This is a genomic window from Microbulbifer mixtoriginis (SeqCode), from assembly GCF_052466865.1.
Genome location: NZ_CP174293.1, coordinates 3,386,688 through 3,410,082 on the forward strand (window position 1 = coordinate 3,386,688; position 23,395 = coordinate 3,410,082).

The following is a 23,395-nucleotide window of genomic DNA, read 5'->3' on the forward strand; positions in this document are numbered from 1 at the left end:
GTTGTTTAACAACGCCGGTATCTCCCGCTTTATCACGGCACATCACGGGCATTTAACTGCGGCACACTTTCACAACTGTGCCGCAATTCTGGGTATGACCTAGCCGGCCATTGAAATGTCTTTATTAGGGCTCAATAGCAACCAGCGCGGCACTGACATCGAAGCCGGCCATCTGCGCTTGGCCGAACAAATGTTTTTTATCTGCGCCCATTAAAACTTTGGCGCCAGCCCACACCAGGCTGGAACGATTGCCGGTACGACAAAATGCATGGATTTTTTCGCCGCCCTGCAATACATCACGAAAGGCCTCACAGTGTTCCCGCGTCATTCGCCCACGGGTAAAAGGGATCGCAATAAAACGCAAGCCGGCGTCCTGGGCGGCCCGCTCCATAGCTTTGTAACTGGGGTGTACTTCACTCTCCCCCTCCGGGCAATTGCAAACCACCACCTGTACACCACTCTGTGCCAACGGTGCCATTGCCTCACAGGTAATATGTTCAGAAACACTCACCTGTTCATCTAACTTTTTAATATTCATAGTCGTCTCGAAATGACAGCAGTCCTCATTAAAATAGAACTACAGCGCTGGGATTAACTGGTTTTTTACAGCTGATTCAGCGGCACTTTTAAATAAACAGTGCCATTGGATTCCGCCGGGGGAAGTTGCCCTGCACGGATGTTGACCTGCACCGAGGGAATAATCAGCCGCGGCATAGGCAGACTGGCATCGCGCTTTTTACGGATTGCCACAAATTCGCTTTCACTAATGCCGTCGCGCAGGTGGATATTCTCGCGGCGCTGAGCACCCACCGTGGTTTCACACTGATAGTCCCGCTCGTCTTGCGGCGGGTAATCGTGACACATGAACATGCGGGTTTCGTCCGGCAGAGATAATATTTTTTTCACCGACAAATACAACTGCGCGGCATCGCCACCGGGAAAATCACAGCGGGCACTGCCCACGTCGGGCATAAACAGGGTGTCCCCCACAAATAGGGCATCGCCGATCAGCCAGGCCATATCCGCCGGCGTGTGGCCGGGACTATAAATCACCCGCGCCTCTAGTGCCCCCACCTGAAAAGTTTCACCATCTTTGAATAGGTGATCGAACTGACTGCCATCGGCAAGGAACTCCCGCTCCAAATTAAAGACCTCACGAAAAATCTTCTGTACCTGGCAAATCTGCTCACCAATGGCGATGCGCCCGCCCAATTGCTCCCGTAGGAAAGGGGCTGCAGAGAGATGGTCGGCATGGGCGTGGGTTTCCAGTATCCATTCCAGGGTGAGGTTCTTTTCGCGGATAAACGACACTATCGCCTGAGCACCCTTGCTGCTGGTGCGCCCAGATGCCGCGTTAAAGTTAAGCACGGCATCCACCACCGCGGCCGAGCCGCCGTCCCTGTCATACACCACATAACTCCAGGTTTCGGTCTCCTTGTCCAGGAATGGCTGCACCTGGGTGCCTTGCTCTAACTGCGACATTTTATGCCCTCCAAATTTCACTACCAGAACAATATACATTTTGATAATATATAAAACAATATATTATTGATCTGTAAATTATTGCCAGGCCAAGTTCATGCCCGATACCACAAACCTCGACTTAGACAAGATGCGTGATTCCGCCGGCCAAGCCGCGGCCATGCTGCGCTCCCTGGCCAACCAAGACCGCTTGCTGCTGCTGTGCCAGCTCAGCCAGGAAGAACTAAATGTAGGCGAACTTGAGGAGCGTCTGGGGCTTCGCCAACCCAGTCTTTCCCAACAGCTGGGGGTCCTGCGCCGCGAGGGGCTGGTAGATACCCGTCGGGAGGGCAAACACGTCTATTACCGGGTAGCCGATCCACGGGTACTGGCCCTTTTACAAACCCTCTACCAACTCTACTGCGCGGAGTAACCCCATGACCATCGACTGGACTGCTTTCACCCCAGCCACAGCACTCGCCGGCGGCGCTCTTATCGGCCTAGCCAGCATTCTGTTACTGATGTTTAACGGCCGCATCGCCGGTATCTCTGGCGTTTTGGGCGGCCTGCTGGAGGGCAACCCCGGTATCGGCTGGCGCCTGGCTTTTGTTATCGGATTGTTGGCTGCGCCGCTGGCCTGGCAATTATTTTTTGTCCTGCCACCCATAGAAATTGAAGCCGGCTACCCCACCCTAATCGCAGCCGGTCTACTGGTGGGCTTTGGCACTCGCTTGGGCTCCGGCTGCACCAGCGGCCACGGGGTTTGCGGTCTTTCCCGCCTCTCCCAGCGCTCTCTGGTCGCCACGCTGGTATTTATGGCTGCGGGTTTTGTCACTGTTTACGTTGTACGCCACCTGCTGGCCGCTTAAGCGAGGATCGAATTATGAAAACCACATTGACTGCACTGCTGGCGGGTTTGATCTTTGGCCTCGGGCTACTGTTATCTGGCATGGCCAACCCGGAAAAAGTCCTCGGATTTTTGGATATTGCCGGCGCTTGGGACCCCTCCCTGGCTTTGGTGATGGCTGGTGCCATCGCCGTGAGCCTGCCCGCTTTCCAATTATTTAAAGGCCGCAGCCAATCCCTGTTGAAGCAAACCATACAGCTGCCGACAAACAATCATATTGATCGCCGTCTGCTGATTGGCGGCCTGATGTTTGGTGCCGGCTGGGGGCTGGCGGGCTTCTGCCCCGGCCCGGCTATTGTGGCGAGTGGTGCCGGGCAGGAAAAAGCTCTGATATTCACCCTGGCTATGCTGGCCGGTATGGGGATTTTCAGACTCAGTGCCGGCAAGATGGTCCCGGCGCAAGGTTAAGGCCAAAGACTGTGGGCGGCGACTGCTACGAATAACCCGCGCCGCCGCAGCGGTCTATCTTGTTGTTTCAGGGCGCTCGCACAGCGGGTGCCGATACCCAAAAGATAAAGGTATGCGTGCGCACCAGCTGATCCCCTCCTGGCTGAAAAACTACCAGCCCAAGTGGCTGATAGGGGATGCCGTGGCCGCAATCCTCGCCAGCATGATGCTGGTTCCCCAGGCCCTGGCCTATGCGGCCCTGGCCGGCCTACCCCCCTACCTGGGCCTCTACGCAGGCCTGTTACCCCTGGTGGGCTATGCCCTGTTTGGCTCCAGCTCGGTACTCTCTGTAGGGCCCGTGGCAATACTGGCCCTGATGACCGCATCCGCCCTCACCCCCATCGCCACACCCGGCAGTGCCGAATATATCAACGGAGCCATACTGCTGGCCCTGCTCAGCGGGATCATGCTGCTACTGATGGGCTTTCTCGGCCTCGGCAGCCTCTCCAACCTGCTGAGCCTGCCGGTAGTCAACGGCTTCGTCTCCGGCGCCGCGGTGCTGATCATTGCAGGGCAAATAGCTCCCCTGCTCGGCACCAAGAGTGAGGGCCACACGGCCCTGGAGATACTATTGAGCACCATAGACAACAGCCCCATGAGCGACCCGGATGCAGCATTAATGGGGCTGATCGCTCTGTTCAGCCTGGTTGTCGCCCGCCTCGGGCTCCCCCTGTTACTGCGTACACTGGGCGTTGAGCGCACACGGGCAAAGCTTCTATCGCGCCTGGCGCCCATGCTGGTTGTACTGCTCTCCATCGCCCTTACCGCCATCTTTCACTGGGAGCAGGATTTACCCGTGGTGGGCGAAATTCCCGCGGGGCTACCGGACTTCACGCTGCCGGTTTTTAACCCCACCATGATTTATCAGCTGCTGCTGCCGGCCCTGATTATCGCCTTGATCGGCTTTGTCGAAAGCCTCTCGGTAGCCCATACCATCGCCCTGCGGCGGGGGGAGAAGCTCGACGCCAATGCAGAATTACGCGGCCTCGGCACCGCCAATCTCCTCAGCGCTTTTTCCGGTGGGTTTGCGGTAACTGGCAGCTTTGCCCGCACCGCGGTGAACGACGAGGCTGGGGCGAGATCACCACTGAGTGGCGTTATCGCCGCAATATTTATTGCCCTGGTACTGCTTTACGCCACCAAGGTATTCACCGAACTGCCGGTGTGCGTTTTGGCTGCAACGATTATTGTCGCGGCAGCCAATCTGATCGATTTGCGTGCGCTGGCGCACCACTGGCACTACGACCGCACCGATGGTCTGGCCATGGGTGGCACCCTGTTGGGCGTTATATTGTTTGGTGTTGAGGCCGGTATCGGCCTGGGTGTGGGGCTCTCTTTCGCCACCCTAATCTGGCGCGCTAGCCGCCCCCATATCGCCGTGGTGGGGCGCGTTCCCGGCACCGAGCACTTTCGCAATGTGCTGCGTTACACGGTAAAAACCCAACCAGATACCCTCTTCCTGCGCATCGATGAAAACTTGTTTTTCAGCAATATCAGCGCGATTGAAGACCGCCTGTTTGCGGAAGTTCAGCGGCAGAAAAGCCTGCACGACCTGGTATTGATCCTTTCTTCGGTCAACCGTATCGACAGCACCGCCATTGAGCGCCTGCAACAGGTCAACCAAGATCTGCTCGAGCGCAATATCCGCCTGCACCTGGCAGAAGTGAAGGGCCCTGTTCTGGACCGGTTGGGACGCTCCAAGCTGCTACAGGAATTAACCGGCCGGGTTTTTCTCTCCGCCTATATCGCCGAGCTGGCCCTGCGTCATCACAATATCCATGACGACGGCCAAGCCAGCACGCCACCCTCCCCCGCTGACCCCAGCTAACCCACAATTTGGTAAACTTGTCTGCCACCACTAAATACTGGCAAAATATCCAGTATTTGGGCGAAGGACACCATGGCTGGCGATACACTGACACAGGAACAGCAGGCCATTGCGGATCACTCCGGTGGCCATGCCAAAATTATTGCCGTGGCCGGCTCCGGCAAAACCACCGCCCTGCTGCACTATGTAAAAAATCGCCTGGATGCCGGCACGCCTGCCGCCCAGCTGCTGGTATTGATGTACAACCGCAGCGCGCGGGAAGATTTCGAACGCCGTATGGGCCAGCTGGCCAGCAACCATACCCCGGCAGCGCACACCTTTCACAGCATCGGCTACCGCCTCTACCAGCGCATGATTGCCAGCGGCCATATCGTCGCAGCGAATCTCAGCCCCCTGTCACAATCCAGTGTACAGCTACAAATCTGGAAGGCCATCGAGGAGTGTGCTCCCACCCATGAGCTGGAAGAAATTCGCGAGCGCAAACAATCGGAAATCGAGGCCGCAGAATTTTTTATCGACTACAGTAAAACCCTTCTCTGCGGCGAACACAGCGCGCTCAAGGAACTAAAACTCGGCGACGAATACGGTTATTTTTTACAGGTATTCCGCACCTTTGAAGATTGGCGCCGCAGCCAGGCGGCAGTGACCTACGCCGACTTAATTTACGACCCGGCAAAATTACTCCATGAAAAGCCGGAGCTGGCACAACAATACGGTGGAAATTTTGAAGATATCCTGGTGGACGAGTACCAGGACATCAATGAGATACAGCACTTTCTGTTGCGAGTGCTGCACGGCGGCAATGGCAATGTGATCGCCATTGGCGACCCCGACCAGACCATTTATGAGTGGCGCGGCTCCAAGCCGGAATTCCTACTCAAATTATTCGACCAAGATTTTCCACCGTCTCACATTTACCACTTGAGCCGTACTTTTCGCTACGGGCATCAGCTGTCCCTGGCCGCTAACCACTTTATTGAGAACAACCGCGACCGCGCCGAGATTTTTTGTATTTCCGCCGATGGTGAGCGGCAAACCCCTATTGAACTAGTAAACACCGACAAGGAAGGTCATTGGCTGGTAGAACACCTGCGCCGCTGCCAAAAGCAGGGCCAATCTTTGGCAGGCATCGCCGTACTGGTCCGCCTCTGGTCCATTGCCGCACCGCTGGAACTGGCGCTACTGGCCAACAGCATCCCCTACCATTCCGCCAGCCGCAACACGGTGCTGTCGCGCCGCGAACTGCGGCCACTGTTCTGGAGCCTGAATATCGCCTCGGGCCGCTTTAGCGAACTCCCGCCCAAGCGGCGCCAGCAAGGATTGTACGAATGGCTCACCGCCCCGCATGTGCGCATCCCGCGCAAAGTACTCGAACCCCTCTGCGCCGCCCTCGCCACTCGGGAGAAAGGCTGGGGCAAACAGCTGCTTGCGCAACTGCCCGAGAGTCTGAGCAAACCCCAAGCCAAACGCCTGCGCCAACGGGCAGAGCTTTTGATACAAATAGAGAGCTGGCGCGGCCACGCCGGCGAGCTGTTGCGCCGGCATATCGGTGAGCTGGAACTCCTCAGCGGTATCGCCGAAGACGCCTTCACCCGCCAGCAGGGTGAGGAGAGGCAGCAAACTATTCTGGCCTTCTGCCAATATCTGGATACCCTCAAGCAACCTCCAGCAGAAGCCTTGGCGCACCTGCAAGAACTACAACGGCAACACCGCGAAGGCGAGCAGACTGCCGCGGAGGCTATCCAAATTACCACCATGCACCAGGCCAAAGGGCTGGAGTGGGATCAGGTTATTATTCCCACCCTCACCCAGCACAATATGCCCTACCAGTCCCAGCGGGATTTCAGCACCCCCGCCTCCCTGGAAAGTGAGCGCCGCCTAATGTATGTGGCCATGACACGGGCAAAGTCCAAACTGTTTCTACTGGCCCCCACCGAGGAAGCCAAGCGCAAAGACCCCGATGCCGCACAGCCCTCGTTATTTATCGACGAAATGCAATTGCCCCTCAGCCAGCTGATGGCCCAGTGCCTGCGCGAACGCCCCGAGCATATCCATACCGATATCCCGGTCTCCCGCCAGGCCCTGCGCTACCTAGAAGCCTGCGACTACAACCCAACACTCAGCGCACCCGCCGCCCCCATACGCAAGCCCAGCCAAGGCGAGGCCCTGCGCCACAACAAGCTCGGCCAGGGGCGGGTTTTAAAATGGGAGGATCAGCGTGTGGAGGTGCAGTTCAGTGATGGTAAAACACGGCGCTTCGACTGGGACACCCTGGCCCGCTATTTGGTGTAGCGCTTGGCAAAATCAGTATGTATGGGGTAAGACAATGATTTGTAACGATTTTTTTAAGAAAAATAGTTGACTTGGGTAAATCGTCTCTATAATATCCGCACCCGTAACGCGCTCGTAGCTCAGCTGGATAGAGTACCTGGCTACGAACCAGGCGGTCGGAGGTTCGAATCCTCCCGAGCGCGCCATACAAAGCAAAGGGGCTGTAGGAAACTACAGCCCCTTTGTCGTTTCTGGAGATTGCTCTTCATAGACCTCCTTCCCTTACCAAGCCAAACAGCGGCCCCCTTCTACCCGCAAGCACCCCGACGCAATCAGCCAATACCCGAGCAGCTCCCTCCTCACTGCAACAAGTCCTCCCCTTGGGAATGCAAAAAGTAGCTGCTCCAAATAGAAATTTTCCCCAGCCAAGAAAAATCGCCACTTACGCCAAAAGAAGACCGTAAATAACCGAGCCTTAAAATAATTAATTTGAAAGTCACGCTGATAGAAACCAGAACTTAAAGCCACAAGTTTCGGAGCAGACCGCAAGCATAAAAACCTTACTGGATCGTGTAGTATAGCGTCATTATTAGCGATAGATTTCTACACGGAACCCTCTGCATGAGCCGAGCTGAGCCCCAATTTCCCGAGCAAAAAACACCCAACAATCTCGCCGCCTATTGCTGGTCCATTGCCGACCTTTTGCGCGGTGATTTTAAGCAGTCCCAGTACGGCCGTATTATCTTGCCCTTTACCCTGCTGCGCCGCCTGGAAGCGGTACTGGAGGAGACCAAGCCGGCGGTGCTGGCAAAGTACGAAGAAATTCGGGCGATGAACCTGCCCGAGGAGGCCCAGGAAAAACTGCTGCTGCGGGCAACCGGCGGTCTGAGCTTTTTTAACACCAGCAAGATGGATCTCTTTAAGCTGGGCGAGACTAATATCAAAGCCAACCTGGAAAGCTATATCCAAGGCTTTAGCAGAGATGCCCGCGAGATCTTTGAGCACTTCAAGTTTGCCGAGTTTATCGCCCAGCTCAACGATGCCAACCTGTTGTATAAAGTGGTACAGAAAGTCCGGATGACGGACTTAAGCCCCAAAAACATCAGCAATCACGATATGGGCCTGGCGTTTGAAGAGTTGATCCGCCGCTTTGCCGAGAGCAGTAACGAGACCGCCGGTGAACACTTTACGCCCCGAGATATCGTCGAACTGACTACCTCGCTGGCATTTATGGAGGACAACGACGCCCTCACCAAACCCGGCATTATCCGCACCATCTACGACCCCACCGCCGGTACCGGCGGCTTTCTGTCTTCGGGGATGGAGTATGTGCACGAGCTAAATCCCGCTGCGGTATTACGCGCTTTTGGCCAGGAGCTGAACCCGGAGAGCTACGCTATCTGCAAGGCGGATATGCTGATCAAAGGCCAGGATGTCAGCAATATCAAGCTGGGCAACACCCTCTCCAACGACCAGCTCTACGCCGATAAATTTGACTATATGCTGTCCAACCCACCCTTTGGTGTGGACTGGAAGAAAATCGAAGAGACCATCAAAGGCGAACACACCCAGAAAGGTTTCGATGGCCGTTTCGGCCCCGGCCTGCCGCGGGTTTCCGATGGCTCGCTGCTGTTTTTGCTGCACCTGCTCAGCAAGCTGAGAGATAGCGGCGACGGCGGTGGCCGTATCGGCATTATTCTGAATGGCTCACCGCTGTTTACCGGCGGTGCCGGCTCCGGTGAATCGGAGATCCGCCGCTATATCCTGGAGGCCGACCTGCTCGAAGCCATTGTCGCCCTGCCCACGGATATGTTTTACAACACCGGTATCGCCACTTATATCTGGATACTGTCGAACCACAAACTCTCCGACGAGGAAGCCGAGCGCCAGGGCCAACCCAAGCGCCGGGGCAAGGTGCAGCTGATCAACGGGGTAAACCTGTTTGGCAAGATGCGCAAATCCCTGGGTAGCAAGCGCAATATAATGAGCGCTGAGGATATCGCCACGATTACCCGCTGCTTCGGCAACTTTGCCGCAGTGGAGGCCGTAGAGCTCAATAAGCCCGCCGAGGCCAAGAGCAGCCGAGGGCGCCAGGCCGCCAACCCCAAGGCCGAAGCGCCCAAGACTTTCGCCAGCAAAATTTTTGCCACCCACCAGTTTGGCTACCGCCGCATTACCATCGAGCGCCCCCTGCGGGAGTCCTACCAATTCAGCGATAAGCGCATCGATGAACTGCGCTTTGCCAATAAGCCCCTCAAGGCGGCGATGCAGTGGGCTTACACACATTTTGGCAGTTCCAGCGAAAATCCCTGGTCTGACGACGAGGGCTGCGAAAATTACGGCAGCCTGGCCCCTTACGAGCCGGCGATTCGCAAGCATATTAAGAGCCATTTTGCCGAGCTTAAAGAAAAGCACATTAAAGACCTGCTCAACCCCAACACCTGGCTGGCACAAAAGCAACTGCTAAAGCAGGCCCGCCAGCTGCAAACGGTATTTGGCACCGAGCAGTGCAACGATAAAAACACCTACGAGCCCCGGTTAAAGGCGGCCTGTAAAACCCTGGGTATCAGTCTGGACACCAAGGCCAAGAAGGCGCTGGAAGCGGCGGTAAGCTGGAAAAACCCCGCCGCCGAGAAGGTGATTAAAAAAGTTCACAAAAATACCCAGCCCAATCCCGACTACGGCCTGTTCGCAATCGAAGACGACGCCAATAAGGCGGTGGAATATAAAACCGATGGCGACCTGCGCGACTTTGAGAATGTGGATCTCGACCCCAGCCGCCCGGTGAATACCATCAACGAAGCGTATTTCCAGCGCGAGGTCAAACCCCATGTGCCCGATGCCTGGATCGATGGCAGCAAGCGCGACCCCCAGGATGGCGAAGTGGGCATCGTGGGCTATGAAATCCCCTTTAACCGCCACTTCTACCAGTACCAACCGCCGCGAGCACTGGAAGCGATTGATGCAGATTTGGATGCGGTATCGGCGGAAATTATGCAGCTTTTGCAAGAGGTGCATTCGTGATGGGAGATAAATATCAGCCATACATAGAATATAAAGACACTGATTGTCGATGGATTAGAAAAATACCTAAACATTGGATGCTAACTGAACTAAAAAGATATTCATCTGTACAGGGCGGTTTTGCATTTAGCAGTGACAGCTTTCTCGACACAGGCAAAGCAGTCATTCGCATAGGAGACATTAAGCAAGATGGCAGCGTTTCTTTAGAGTCATGTAAGTACATAAAAGAAGAAAACTCTTCTCAATATGGACAATATGAAGTCCATAATGGGGCGCTCCTAATGGCAATGACTGGTGCAACTATAGGCAAGGCAGGTTGGTACAAAGAAAAAGAATCCGCTTTACTAAACCAACGTGTTGGCTCCTTTAAGTGCAATGAGAAATATTTAAACTATAAATTTTTTTGGTATGTACTTAATAGTACTGGCTACCAAGAATATATCACTTTAACTGCTTTTGGTGGTGCACAACCAAACATAAGTGATGCTGGTATGGTTGGCTATCATTCAGCATTTCCCCCAAAGCGAGAACAAGAAAAAATCGCTGACTTCCTCGACCACGAAACCGCAAAAATCGACACCCTAATCGAGAAGCAACAACAGCTGATCCGGCTGCTAAAAGAAAAGCGCCAGGCGGTGATCAGTCATGCCGTTACCAAGGGCCTCAACCCCGACGCCCCCATGCGCGACTCCGGTGTCGAATGGCTGGGTGAGGTGCCGGAGCATTGGGAGGTCTCTCAACTTAAATACATAGTAAAACCTGGAACTAGTATTACATACGGAATTGTACAAGCTGGCCCGCACATTGAAGAAGGAATTCCATATATTAAAACAAGTGACATGTCCGGTGATCGCCTTCCAATCGAAGGATATTCAAAGACATCTAAGACTATTGATGATTCATTTCAGCGCTCCAAAGTGTTTACCGGAGATATTGTCATGGCCATCAGGGCCACGGTTGGAAAATGTTTACCTGTTCCAAAGGAAATTTCAGGGGCAAACTTAACCCAGGGTACTGCAAAAATTTCTCCAGGAACTGAAATGGAAATGAGGTATTTATTAGCTTACTTATCATCAGAACAAGTTCAAAACTACCTCAACTCTAAAGCAAAAGGAGCAACTTTTAAGGAAATTACCCTTGACATGCTGAGACGAGTGGCAGCTTTAATCCCCCCAAAGGAGGAGCAACTCTTAATATCAGATAGAGTTGATATGTTAGGGCAGCGCTTCAAACAGCTTATTGATGCATCTGAAAAACAGGTAAAACTCCTCACTGAACGCCGCACCGCCCTAATCTCCGCCGCCGTTACCGGAAAAATCGATGTGAGAAACTGGCAGGCCCCTAAAGCCGGAGATCGGGAAGCCGCCGCATGAGTGATATCAAACTCTTTTCTTTTAGGGATAACCGGGTTGATGAACTGAGCGGCGCTATCGCGGTGCTGGAGCGCAAACTGCAACAGCAGATCGAAGCCCATATGCCCACTTTTCTCGGTGTGCGCTTTCTGGCCAGTGAATACAGTACCGGCAAAACCCACAAAGGGCGTATCGATTCCCTCGGCCTGGATGAGAACGGCTGCCCGGTGATTATCGAGTACAAGCGCGCCCAGAATGAAAATGTGATTAACCAGGGCCTGTTCTATCTGGATTGGCTGCTGGATCACCAGGCAGAATTTCAACTGCTGGTAATGAAGGTACTGGGGGTCGAAACGGCAGAGAATATTGAATGGGACGGCACCCGCCTAATCTGTATCGCCGCCGATTTTAATAAGTACGATGAGCACGCGGTACAGCAGATCAACCGCAATATTGAACTGATGCGCTATCGATATTTTGGTGAAGCGCTGCTGTTGCTGGAACTTGTCAATGCCCAAAGCGCCAACAGCCAGTTTAAAACGGATATGGCCGCTGCACAGAGCCTTCAAGGGCAACACACCCCAGTGCCGGCAAGCGTGGCCACTAAAGATAGAAAAAGCGCTGGCGATAAATCCCAGCAGGAGCGCCTGGCCGATGCCTCCCCGGAACTCACCGCCCTATTTGAGGAGCTGTGTCACTTTGCCGATCAGCTGGGGGACGAGGTGCAGCGCAAGGAGTTAAAACTCTACACCGCCTTTAAGCGCATTAAAAACTTCGCCTCTATCGTGATTATGTCCGGTAAAAAAGATCCCAAATTACAAATTTATTTAAAACTGCCGGGCAGCATGGCGGAGGGGGCGGAACTCTGCCGCGATGTCAGCAATATCGGCCACTGGGGCACGGGGGATCTGGAACTGAATGTGCGTCAGCCCAGCGAACTGGACAAGGCCAAGGAGCTGATCGCGCTCAGCTATGAGCGCAACTAATTACGCTTGGGCCGCGTATTCTTTCCGCCACCTTAAAAAAACAATATTCACAATGGATCGCGATTGACCGGATTCAGTCGCACAATGGACAGTAGAGAAATACCGCTGTGGAAAAAGCCAACGAACACACCTTTCAAAACGATATCATTCAACAACTGCTGGCCAACGGCTGGTTGCTGGGCCATTCGGAGCACTACAACCGCGAGCTGGCCCTCTACCCGCAGGATCTGCTGGCTTTTGTGCAGGAGACCCAGCCGCAGCAGTGGCAGAAGTACTGCGACTTGTACCCGAATGATACGGAAGAAAAGTTCCTGGCCCGCGTCGCCTCGCAGCTAAACAAAGCCGATCCCAATGCCGCCAATAAAGAGCTGCGCACCTTCGGCACCCTGGGCGTACTGCGCCACGAACTGCGCGATCGCGGCACCCGCTTTAGCCTCTGCCAATTCAAGCCCGATCACAATCTAAACCCGGATACCCTGGCCCGCTACCAGAAAAATCGCCTGCGCCTGGTGCCCGAGCTGGTGTACAGCCCCTGGGCGAGCAGTGAATATGAAAACGACAGCGGCGCTCGCGCTAAGCGCTGGCGTATCGACCTGGTACTGTTCGTCAACGGCCTGCCCATCGCCACCCTGGAACTTAAATCCGAGTTTAAGCAGGCGGTGCAAAATGCCATAAAACAGTACAAAACCACCCGCCTGGCCATAGATCCCGATACCAAAAAGCCGGAACCCCTGCTGAGCTTTAAGCGCGGTGCCCTGGTGCACTTTGCCGTGAGCCAGTACGAGGTCTATATGGCCACACGGCTGGAGGGGCAGAACACCATCTTCCTGCCTTTCAATAAGGGCACCAAAGCCGGCGGCGCCGGCAACGATGTACCCGCAGATATCAACCGCTACGCCACCGATTACCTGTGGAACCAGGTACTGCAGCCGGATAATTTACTGAATATTCTCGCGCGCTTTGTTCACCTGCAAATTGAGGAGAAGGAAGACTGGGAGGGGCGCAAGTACAAGAAAGAAACCATGATCTTCCCCCGCTACCACCAATGGGATGTGGTGAGCAAACTGGTGGCTGCGGCCCGTGAGGAGGGTCCCGGCCACAAGTACCTGATCCAACACAGCGCCGGCTCCGGCAAATCCAACTCTATTGCCTGGTGCGCCCACCAGTTGTCATCACTGCACGACGATCAGGGCCACAAGCAGTTCGATTCAGTGATTGTGGTTACCGATCGCACCGTGCTGGATGCCCAGCTACAGGACACTATCTACCAGTTTGAACACACCGATGGCGTGGTGGGGCGGATCAATAACAAGGAGGGCGACGGCAGTAAGTCGGAAAAACTGGCAGCTGCCCTGGAGGGTTCCCAACCGATTATTATCGTGACCATCCAGACCTTCCCCTATGTGCTAAAGGCAATCGAAAACAGTGTCAGCCTGAAAACGCGCAACTATGCCATTATCGCCGATGAAGCCCACAGCTCCCAAGCCGGCGCCACCGCGCGCCAGTTAAAAGAAGTGCTGATGATCGATGCCAAGGAGGACGGGGAAGAGGCGCTGAGCAGCGATGACCTCCTCGACGCCACCGTAGCCTCCCGCCGCGCGTCAAAAAACCTAAGCTATCTGGCCTTTACCGCAACCCCCAAGACCAAAACCCTGGAAATATTTGGCCGCCTGCCCCGCCCCAATGAGGCGCCGTCCAAAACCAATAAGCCCGAGGCCTACCATGTCTACAGCATGCGTCAGGCTATTGAGGAGGGCTTTATTCTCGACGTACTGAAAAACTACACCAACTACAAGGTGGCCTATAACCTGGCCATGAAAATTGAAGGCGGTGATCAGGAGGTCGAAAGTAAGAAAGCCAAGGTGAAGCTCAACCAGTGGGTGCGGCTGCACGATTACAATATCAGCCAGAAAGTACAGGTGATTGTTGAGCACTTTAAAGACAATATTATGGGGCTGCTGGGCGGCCAGGCCAAAGCCATGGTAGTAACCGGCTCGCGTAAGGAGGCGGTGCGCTACAAGCTGGCCTTTGACAAGTATATTGCCGATAGGGGCTACCAGAAAATCCGCGCTATGGTGGCCTTTTCCGGCGAGGTGGAGTTTAGCGAAACCGATCCCGGTTCGGCCGGCATTATCGGGGAGAAATTCACCGAGCACACCATGAATCCGGACCTCAAGGGCCGCGATATGCGCAAGGCTTTTGATAGCGTTGACTATCAGCTGATGATAGTGGCGAATAAATTCCAGACAGGTTTTGACCAGCCCAAGCTCTGCGCCATGTATGTGGACAAGAAGTTGGGCGGGGTGGAGTGCGTGCAGACCTTGTCCCGGCTCAACCGCACCTTCCCCGGCAAGGCCGAGAGCGGCACCTATGTGCTGGATTTCTACAATGATCCCGAAGATATTCTCACCGCGTTCCAGCCCTACTATCAGACCGCCGAACTGGCCAACGTTACCGACCCGGACCTGATTTTTGATCTGTTCGACAAGCTGCGGGCTGCGAGCATCTTTACCTGGCCGGAAGTAGAGCAGTTCTGCACGGCCTTTTTTATCAAGAGTAAGAGCAATGCGGCGATTGCCAATATCTGCAAGCCGGCGGTTGAGCGCTGGCAGAGATGCTATCAATCCGCCGTAGCCGAGTATAAGAAAGCCAGGGATAGGTTTGAGCGCAGCAAACGTGCGGGTGATGCGGTACTTATCGCCAATGAGGAAAACACTTTAAAGGCGTGCAAGCAGGAAAAGGACGCACTGGAGATTTTTAAGAAGGACCTGGGCAGCTTCGTACGCTTCTACGAGTTTATGTCACAGATTGTCGATTACGATGATAAAGACCTGGAAAAGCTCAATCTCTACGCCCGCAATCTGCGCCCCATGTTGCGCGAAGCGGTTACCGAAGAAGATAACATTGACCTCAGCAATATTGCTCTCAGCCACTATCGACTCTCCAAAATCCGCCAACAACACCTGGAGCTAAAACAGGATAGCCCCGAATACAAGCTGGTACCCGGCGATGGATTGGGCACTGCCAAACCCAAAGATCCCAAGGAGGAGTTTCTCTCCCAGCTGATCGAAAGGCTCAATGAATTATTTATCACCGATCAGCTCACCGATGGTGATCTGGTAAATTATGCCTATACCGTGAGAGACAAAGTCAGTGAGAACCAGCAGGTGATGGAGCAGCTGGCGAATAATACTGCCGAGCAGGCCCTGTTAGGGGGCTTCAGCAAAGCCGTGGACGACGCCATCCTGGAAAGCAATGATGCCCACCAGAATCAGATGATGCAGCTTCTATCTGATCCAGAAAAAATCAAGCAGTTTTCCCGGCTGGTGTTTGATTTGTTGAATAGGCCGGAGTGACTGTCACGAAAAATGGGTTAATGCCGATTAAAAATATATAGTGGGTATTGCCATAGCATGGCTCTCGGGCCTTGAGCTTTCCGCTTCCGCCCGCTTTAGCAACCCAGGCCATGCCAATCTATAGGTAAGGGGATGATCTCCTACCAGAAAAAACACATAAACGCCCCCGACTTTTAGGCATCTTGCAGGCTTGCAATTCTTTCAAGAGGAAGTACCTCAGTAGACAATTAGTGTTTTCGTTATGCCCATTGAGTACTTCCATCTAATGTCGTTCTTTCAGGGCGACTGGTTGGTATCAGCTCCCGTAAGATTCCCAGCTTACCCATGTTGAAAATAACTAGCCTGTAACCAATGGGCCCCTTTACTATTGCCAAGGGTAGCATTTGTTATAACAATCCAGGCATAAAATTGTGGGCATAATGGAGACATGAATACAATATAACTTTAAATCTCTTTTAAAAAAGAGCCGCGCAACCTGTATGGGGTCTTTACCAGCAGCTATCCTGGTACACTGAGCCTGCATTTAAATAGATTTTGACAACACATGGTTAATAGTGACTACTAGGGACCAAAAGATATTTTCAAGCGCCAACAAAGAGTAGCCTGACTCTTTTAAGCAGCCATAATACAGGATAACCCAAGGCTTTATTTTAACTGCACAAGCACAATCAAGAACAGCTTGAAGAACCCTCCACCTTAGAGCTCTGACATCAAAAAAAAGAATTTCCCCTGAAAAGGCAGAGTAAGGCTTAAGGTTGATAACGGGTGATTTGCACTGCACATAATATTGATAAGTTATTAAGTTATGGCAACATCCATTTAGCCCCACACAAAATTCAGATGTCGCCAAATCAACCAGAGGTTAACAAATCAATCTCGATTAATTGCCTAGAGCCAGATAACATTCTAAGTCGGAGATAATTAAACTTAGTCAACTCTAGACCAGAGCATCCCCTTAAAACTTGTTATGCAATCACATAAACCTTAGAGAATCATAAGAAAATGAACTTAGCTAAATATATTCTTCTAACACTCTGTTTTATGTCTAGCGCTTTATGCTCCGCAGACACAATTAAAGTAGAAAATATATCTTACTCTGCTTCCATACTTAAAGTTGGTGCCGGCCAACCTGCAATTGCAGTAACTGACCTTAATTCAGACGGAAATCAAGATGTAATTATTGCAAACAATTCGGACAACAACATAGTAACCTATCTTTCCAATGGCAATGGGACTTTGACACTAGCGGGAGATTTCCCCGCCGGTGACAGCCCTTCAGGTCTATCGACCTCTGACATCAATGGCGATGGGAACGTTGATGTTGTTATAGCCAACCACGAAACCTCATACGTCACCATGCTATTAGGAAATGGCAAAGGAGGTTTTTATCCTGCACCGAATTCACCATTAAACGTGCACGTAACACCTCACCCACATGCCGTCCGATTAAATGACCTTGATGGTGATAACAAAGTTGACCTGATTGTAGACAACCGTAATCACGAAGGTTTACTCGTTCTCAAAGGACACGGGAATGGTGATTTTAAACTGCCAGGAAAGACTATCAAAGTGGGAGGAGACCCCTACCGGGGGTTTGCCATCAAAGACTTAAATAAAGACGGATACTCCGATTTGGTGACACCCAATCAGAATGACATAGGCATATTAATAAATAATAAATCCGGCAAGGGTTCTTTCAGCTTAAGTAGTCTTGCGCAATCCGAAGTGCCATTTAGCGTTGAGGCGGCAGACATGAACGGAGACGGAAACATGGATTTACTTGTAGCGAACAATCGCAATATCATTACTATAATCCCAGGAGATGGTAGCGGTAGCTTTCTAAAAAAGAAACAAATCGAAATCCAGGCATCTAATGGCGCCAAACAGATTGCAGCGGGAGATCTCAATGGCGATGATATTGATGATGCTTTAATCAGCAGTTGGTCAGGTGAAATTCTCGTTTTAATTGGAGGCTCGACAATCAAGTCGATCAAATTTAAGAATACGAACACTCCCAACCCGTGGGAAGTCGCACTTTTAGATTTAAACAAAGACGGTAAAAGTGACTTTATTGTTGCGGATGGCAACAGCAATTTAGCAGCTGTGTATATAAGCCGGATAGAGTAACAGATGCCCTATTGGATGTAATCTAAAGTTACTCCTGCAGCGTATCGGAATTAATTACCAGAGCAACATGCCCACATAAATACAATCAACCTCTTAACTACTGTAAACCGCAGAAGGTTATCACCGTGAAAATAAAATCTCTTTTTGTTTTAGCTGCAACGACAACCGTAGCCTTCAACACAAATGCACTAGACAGTGGTGGCGCAGTATCAGATGAAGCCATTGCAAATCAACGCGCGAATTTAGAGAAGAACACCACAGGGAGAAGCTTTGGCCCGCAATCACCACGAGATATTGAATCAACTTCCGGAAACCATACGATTTTCTTCGCTGCCGCACCAGCGCATACAGTTATGAATTTGTGCAATATCCATTTTCATAAAAATGCTGAGCACAAAGGTGGAGAGTTTACCCAGTATGCGGGCAATGGTGATGGGCATGGCTTCCTGTCAGGCTTTAAATATTCCGGTACTCTTACCACGGCCGAGTTAGCTCCACCTAATCAAGAAGTGTGCCCAAGCGATCATGGGAGTCTTTATCCGGGAGATACCATTGAAGTCCATTACGTCCACTCATCCGCCAAAATCAAGCCGGGCCCAACCTTGGGTTCCTGCTTTAATGAAGAGATTAAGAATCCACAATTGCGTGTAGAAACGCAAGTTTATGTCTTGGTGAATGATTCCACTGCTTTAGACTTTGTAAAGCTAACTGCCCATGATGAAAAAAGTGGTTTTCAACAAGCCTTGGGCATTCCCAGCAATACTGGAAAGCCAATTCAGTATTCAGGTTCCACCACCGGTCCAGATTACAATGAACAAGGCTCCCCTTATCAAGTCACCTGGAGTGTCCGCCCCAACGTTGCCAAGGTCAACATTACTTCTGTGGGCAACTGGTGCAAGGACAATATCTTTAATGAAGATCATGCTCACGGTGTAAGGAATCTGATCCAGAACCCCAAGCTTCTCTCCGAGATTAAACACTAAACACCCATGGCAAGAATAAAACTACCAGCGTGATCCTATCCAACAACAACGGACACGCCACTAAGCGGCTAACGACCCCTCAAACAGCTCAAGACTACTAATGTATTGATGCCAAGTAATGCCATAGCTAAACCACCCCGCTTCTTGGTCAACCGGAGTAGGAGCTGACCACTACTCTCCTTTGCATGATGGTCAATATTTAACCTCAAGTACTCTTTTTCATAAAAGTACTTGACGCTCCATGGAGAAGTCTATATTGTGCGCACCCTCAACGACGCGCTCGTAGCTCAGCTGGATAGAGTACCTGGCTACGAACCAGGCGGTCGGAGGTTCGAATCCTCCCGAGCGCGCCATTTCAAAAGGGCTTGCATCTCCGGATGCAAGCCCTTTTTTTATTTCTTCAGTAGATAGATTCACAAGTAGCGATTGCAGGCATACGACCATACACTTCTCATTAGCCTAAGGTTATCTCGGCTTCGGCCCGGCAGCATTCACTAACTCTTTAAGTAAGAGTGGCCTGCAGTCTTATGCTTAAGCGTGCGATTTTAGCCCTACTCTGTATCCTTGTAATTTATATTGTTGCCGCTTACGTCTACAACAAGCACTTTACTCAGTCTGCCACCTTCAAAAGCTCCCCCTCCGAGCCCGAACGATCTGAAAGCCTGGATTACCTCAAAGAAAAAGACACCATCAAAATCTTGATTGTAGATGGCGGCGGTGTCCGGGGGCTCATCCCCTTATATGTGCTCAACTATATCGAGAACAAACTAAACAAACCTATTAGCGAAGTTTTTGATGTTTATAGTGGTGTATCCAGCGGTGCTATTGTAGCCAGCGGCATCAACATCCCTGAAAAATTTATTCCCAAAAACTACACCGGGCATGATTCAGCCACAGAGTACTTAATACAACTCTATAAAGAAGAAAGTGACTATTTGTTTTCCTCACCCTGGTATCACGATCTATTGACAGGCTGGGGGCTTTTTTCCCCCTCCTTCATGGGAGAACGGCTCCACCGTGTACTGGAAAACCACTATACAAAGTCGCTTTCTTTTACAGACTTAAATAACTTTGTCCTTATTCCTGCACTGGACATTCACAGTGGTGAAATACACCTTTTCAAAAATCGTGGGGATGCAATCAAACAATTACCTACCGACAGCTTATACCAACTTATCACGGCAGCAGTCAGTGCCGAGACCGCCTTTCCCCCGGTAGCCTTCAAAACACCAGAGCAAACCAGAGTGCCCCGTTATTTTGCCGATGCAGGTCTAGCCATGAATAATCCCACCAGTCTGGTGCTACTTGATATCCTTAAAGAGTTCCCAAATAAAAACTACTACGTTCTAATATTGGGGGCAGGTTCACCACCATTAGCCAGTAGCGAGGTAGATTATAGCGAGCTAAAAAACTGGGGGCGCATTCGCTGGATACGAGATGCTTTTTCTAATATCCAGAGATATATGGACCTTCAACAATTATACGCTCTTGATCTCGCCCAACATTTCTCCGATAGCGACCGCCTGGAATACGATTATCTCAATATCGAAATTGCTGATCCATTCGTCGATATCTTTGACTACGATTCCCTACATCATTTAAAAATTTATGCCGACCGCTTGATTGAAGAAAATCAACAGGACATACAAAGAATTATCGAGCGGCTCAGCCAGCCAGATGGAACATCTTCTCAATAGAAGCTCATTACAAGTTCGAACATTTGAGCATCTATGTTTTCGCTGATTACTAAATATTTTCCCCTGCCCTTAACTTTCGATAGTTCACCTGCAGTTTTTATGCCCTGAAGATCGCCTAGTTACTCAGAAAAACTGTACAGAATACGATTATCTCTATGATGATATTACCTGTCCTTTTGTTGACCTCCTCGATCATCAACGCCATTGCCCCTTGAAATGTCTCACTGTTAGACTGATTGGGCAGATAAAGATAATCCTAGGTTGTATTGTTAAGTTTTTAGACAAGGCACCCCGACAAATCCAACTCTCCCGGCTCCACAAGATCAATACTATTTGATTGACTATTTAATTTCACTTTACCATGCAGGAGCAGTTTCCCAGGCAATTCCTACTAGATATGAAACGTATCCAGGGCGTCAATCTACTGCACTTTATGATCTGGGTATGCCTGGTCCCCCCCATACCACTTTTTGTTCTCTCCTATTTCCTGGAGAGCCAAGAGCCGTTAACTCTAATCATTAGTGCCAATCAGAAAACCTGGCTATCCCTTGCCTTTGTCAGCTACATATCCACCCTAATTGCTTTCGCAATTTGAGGCAGGCTCCTTAGATCACATCCCGCTGCAGCGGTTACCCCTTTTGCTCTATTGATTCCAGTAGTAGGTATTATCACTTCTTGTATTATCCTGGACGAAAAGTTACAGACCATAGAAATTATAGGCTTTGCGCTGATTATGGCTGGGCTTATATGCAACTCCTTATATGGTAGATTATTAGGGCTAGAAAAGCCCCTGGGTAAACCGTTCAGGCTCCCAAAGATTGAGTAGACATAATCTCGATACTCTCAAAGAGAGCACCCTCAGAGAAAGATTAAACAATTTCATATTTAAAGGTGTAGGGCGCAAGCTGTTCCGTAAGGGCGCCCTCCAAGCTAGAGTTCCCTCCTGTGGTAACCCTGGCAATAGTGCCAAGTACCTTATCCTGCTCCACCTTTACCTGGTTGCTGGCAGTGGCCATGTCTGTTCCCCTCACCAACTGATCAATAATCCCCTGAACACACAAACGGATCTCTTCCATTTCTAAAGCGGGCTTGAAAATCTTGCCAACCGCTGTAGTAGGGAGTTCGGCACGGAGCACAATTCTTCTGGGAATGGCCGCTCGCTCAGTAATATTTTCTTTGGCATAGGTAGTAATTGCTTCAAGCAGGGCTTTGGCCAAATCATCCATTACAACCTCATGCCCTTTGATTATCAGGGGACTAATCGCTTCCTCTGATAACTTGACGTAGGCGACAGGAACCTCTCCCGCGTGGGCATCTGGTGTACCTACCGCTGCGGCCATGGCAACGGAAGGATGCTGGCAAAGCACCTCTTCTATCAATTTGGGTTCAATATTATGCCCTCCACGTACTATCAACTCTTTTTTTCGGCCTGTGAGCCAAAAATAGCCATCTTCATCCTGCCTGCCCAGGTCCCCGGTGTTAAACCAGCGCCGTCCTTGAGCATCTTCTACCCATATCCCCTGGTTATGCTCAGGGTTAAGGTAACCATTAAATACATTATTCCCATGAATCAGCAGATTACCGATTTCATTGGCCTGGCTATACCGAATGAAGTTACCTTGCTCATCCAGCTGGGCACTTCTCATCTCTTGCAGCGGTAAACGCAGCCCGATAGAACCCACCTTCTTCACGCCATGTGGTGGCGTGAGACTACTAGCGCAAGTACCTTCCGTTAAACCATATCCCTCTACGATTTGCACACCGGTTATACGCTCAAAAGCATTAAAAACCTCAACCGGCATAGGCGCCGCGCCGCACAAAGCCATTTGTAGGGAGGAGATATCGCACTGATTTACTGGCTGCTGCAGCAAAGTGGAATAAACTGTGGGCACAGCGCTGAAGCTGTTCACGCGGTAGAACTCAATAATTTTCCAGAAATTACTGAAAACACCCTCACCTCGGTAACCTTGAGGGGTCATTAATACCACTTCGCAACCATTAATAAAGGCTGCTAGCCCCGTCACAATTGCCGCATTCACATGAAAAAGTGGCAGGCCACACAAGATAACTTTTCCTGGCCCCATAATGTCGCCAGCTACCAGACCTATACTTTTTGCATTAGCCAGTTCATTCCCGTGTGTATGGGTAGCAATTTTTGGTAGACCTGTTGTGCCCCCGGTACAAAATAGAGAGGCGGTATCATCACTGTGGATGCTGCGTTTGAAATTCAAGTGGCTAGATGGTTGCTGCTTAAGTGCCGACTGGTAGGCTATCCGCTTTTTACCTTGCAGGGGGGGGAGCCGTCTGCGATATTGATACTGTATCGCACTAGCCGCAATACCTTTAAAACCACCTGCATGATAAGCTGGGTCCACATGGAAGATATTTTTAACCTCAGGCAAATTTGGCAAGATGCTTTCAATTTTTTCACAGATATCGGTACCAGGGAAAGGGCTCAAGGTAACGATAGCCTTTGTTTGGCTATGCCGAATCAGCTCTTCTATCTGCCTGGCCTCCAGTAGCGGATTAATGGCCAATACTTTAGCGGCCGCCTCTGCACCCCACAGTATATAGTGCGTTTCTGGTAAATTTGGCAACACAAACGCAACCGTATCATGTTCTTGAATGCCAACACTATTCAATAAATTAGCAGTTTGAATAATACGTTCAGCCAGTGTTTGATAGCTGATCTTTACTGGTTTTCTATGATCTTTGCCTGAGAGAAAAAAAGAAATCGCTGTTTGCTGGGAGTAACACTTGCACGCAGCCATTATTGCTTCAAAAGTATTGCCGCTGAACTTTTCAGTAAGCGCTTTAAGGTTGGAGAAATCTTCCCCCTCTGGTTGCTTGCCCGTTAGCAAGTAATTTTCCAAAGCCTCAATATCTTTCAAAGTTGAAGTGGACATAATATTACTCCCTGATAGCCAATCAGAATGTGGCTGTATTAAATTATTTT

At 51.1% G+C, this 23,395-nt stretch carries 15 protein-coding genes, 2 tRNA genes and 1 pseudogene; 15 read left to right on the forward strand and 3 right to left on the reverse strand.

The window, feature by feature from the left end; genetic code table 11:
* Positions 1–124: 124 nt before the first annotated feature.
* Positions 125–538, reverse strand: coding sequence for a protein tyrosine phosphatase family protein (locus ACJJJA_RS15345; protein ID WP_444902659.1), 414 nt, complete (start codon positions 536–538; stop codon positions 125–127).
* A 65-nt stretch (positions 539–603) separates the two neighbouring features.
* Positions 604–1,482 (reverse strand): MBL fold metallo-hydrolase, encoded by an 879-nt coding sequence (locus tag ACJJJA_RS15350; protein ID WP_252082219.1) that lies wholly within the window; start codon positions 1,480–1,482, stop codon positions 604–606.
* Positions 1,483–1,579: 97 nt separating this feature from the next.
* Here ACJJJA_RS15350 and ACJJJA_RS15355 point away from each other — a divergent pair, with 97 nt between their 5' ends.
* The 15 genes and pseudogenes from ACJJJA_RS15355 to ACJJJA_RS15425 all read left to right on the forward strand — a co-directional run.
* A complete protein-coding gene (locus tag ACJJJA_RS15355) occupies positions 1,580–1,894 on the forward strand; it encodes an ArsR/SmtB family transcription factor (protein WP_444884373.1) in 315 nt (104 codons plus the stop codon).
* A gap of 4 nt (positions 1,895–1,898) precedes the next feature.
* The gene (locus tag ACJJJA_RS15360) at positions 1,899–2,330 is read left to right on the forward strand and encodes a YeeE/YedE family protein (protein WP_252082222.1); all 432 of its coding nucleotides are present in this window, start codon (positions 1,899–1,901) and stop codon (positions 2,328–2,330) included.
* Positions 2,331–2,344: 14 nt separating this feature from the next.
* Entirely contained in the window at positions 2,345–2,776 is a 432-nt protein-coding gene (locus tag ACJJJA_RS15365) for a DUF6691 family protein (protein WP_444902660.1), read from the forward strand.
* 112 nt (positions 2,777–2,888) lie between these two features.
* Complete coding sequence (locus ACJJJA_RS15370; RefSeq protein ID WP_444902661.1) at positions 2,889–4,643, forward strand: SulP family inorganic anion transporter; 1,755 nt, start codon at positions 2,889–2,891, stop codon at positions 4,641–4,643.
* 72 nt (positions 4,644–4,715) lie between these two features.
* Positions 4,716–6,935, forward strand: coding sequence for an ATP-dependent helicase (locus ACJJJA_RS15375; protein WP_444902662.1), 2,220 nt, complete (start codon positions 4,716–4,718; stop codon positions 6,933–6,935).
* A gap of 108 nt (positions 6,936–7,043) precedes the next feature.
* Positions 7,044–7,120, forward strand: a tRNA-Arg gene (locus tag ACJJJA_RS15380).
* Positions 7,121–7,535: 415 nt separating this feature from the next.
* Entirely contained in the window at positions 7,536–9,938 is a 2,403-nt protein-coding gene (locus ACJJJA_RS15385; protein WP_444902663.1) for a type I restriction-modification system subunit M, read from the forward strand.
* Complete coding sequence (locus ACJJJA_RS15390; RefSeq protein ID WP_444905253.1) at positions 9,938–11,311, forward strand: restriction endonuclease subunit S; 1,374 nt, start codon at positions 9,938–9,940, stop codon at positions 11,309–11,311. Before ACJJJA_RS15385 ends, ACJJJA_RS15390 begins: the two co-directional genes overlap by 1 nt.
* A complete protein-coding gene (locus ACJJJA_RS15395; protein WP_444902664.1) occupies positions 11,308–12,276 on the forward strand; it encodes a DUF5655 domain-containing protein in 969 nt (322 codons plus the stop codon). Before ACJJJA_RS15390 ends, ACJJJA_RS15395 begins: the two co-directional genes overlap by 4 nt.
* Before the next feature lie 107 nt (positions 12,277–12,383).
* Positions 12,384–15,632, forward strand: coding sequence for a type I restriction endonuclease subunit R (locus tag ACJJJA_RS15400; RefSeq protein WP_444902665.1), 3,249 nt, complete (start codon positions 12,384–12,386; stop codon positions 15,630–15,632).
* A 1,002-nt stretch (positions 15,633–16,634) separates the two neighbouring features.
* Complete coding sequence (locus ACJJJA_RS15405) at positions 16,635–17,759, forward strand: FG-GAP repeat domain-containing protein (RefSeq protein ID WP_444902666.1); 1,125 nt, start codon at positions 16,635–16,637, stop codon at positions 17,757–17,759.
* 125 nt (positions 17,760–17,884) lie between these two features.
* Positions 17,885–18,742, forward strand: a complete 858-nt coding sequence (locus ACJJJA_RS15410; protein WP_444902667.1) for a delta-class carbonic anhydrase — start codon at positions 17,885–17,887, stop codon at positions 18,740–18,742.
* Positions 18,743–19,018: 276 nt separating this feature from the next.
* Positions 19,019–19,095: transfer RNA gene (locus ACJJJA_RS15415), tRNA-Arg, on the forward strand.
* A gap of 174 nt (positions 19,096–19,269) precedes the next feature.
* The gene (locus ACJJJA_RS15420) at positions 19,270–20,439 is read left to right on the forward strand and encodes a patatin-like phospholipase family protein (protein ID WP_444902668.1); all 1,170 of its coding nucleotides are present in this window, start codon (positions 19,270–19,272) and stop codon (positions 20,437–20,439) included.
* 616 nt (positions 20,440–21,055) lie between these two features.
* A pseudogene (locus tag ACJJJA_RS15425) lies at positions 21,056–21,265 on the forward strand (hypothetical protein); the annotation flags it as partial.
* Between the two features lie 43 nt (positions 21,266–21,308).
* Here the strand turns inward: ACJJJA_RS15425 and ACJJJA_RS15430 are convergent.
* Positions 21,309–23,345 (reverse strand): acyl-CoA synthetase, encoded by a 2,037-nt coding sequence (locus tag ACJJJA_RS15430; RefSeq protein WP_444902669.1) that lies wholly within the window; start codon positions 23,343–23,345, stop codon positions 21,309–21,311.
* Between the last annotated feature and the right edge of the window lie 50 nt (positions 23,346–23,395).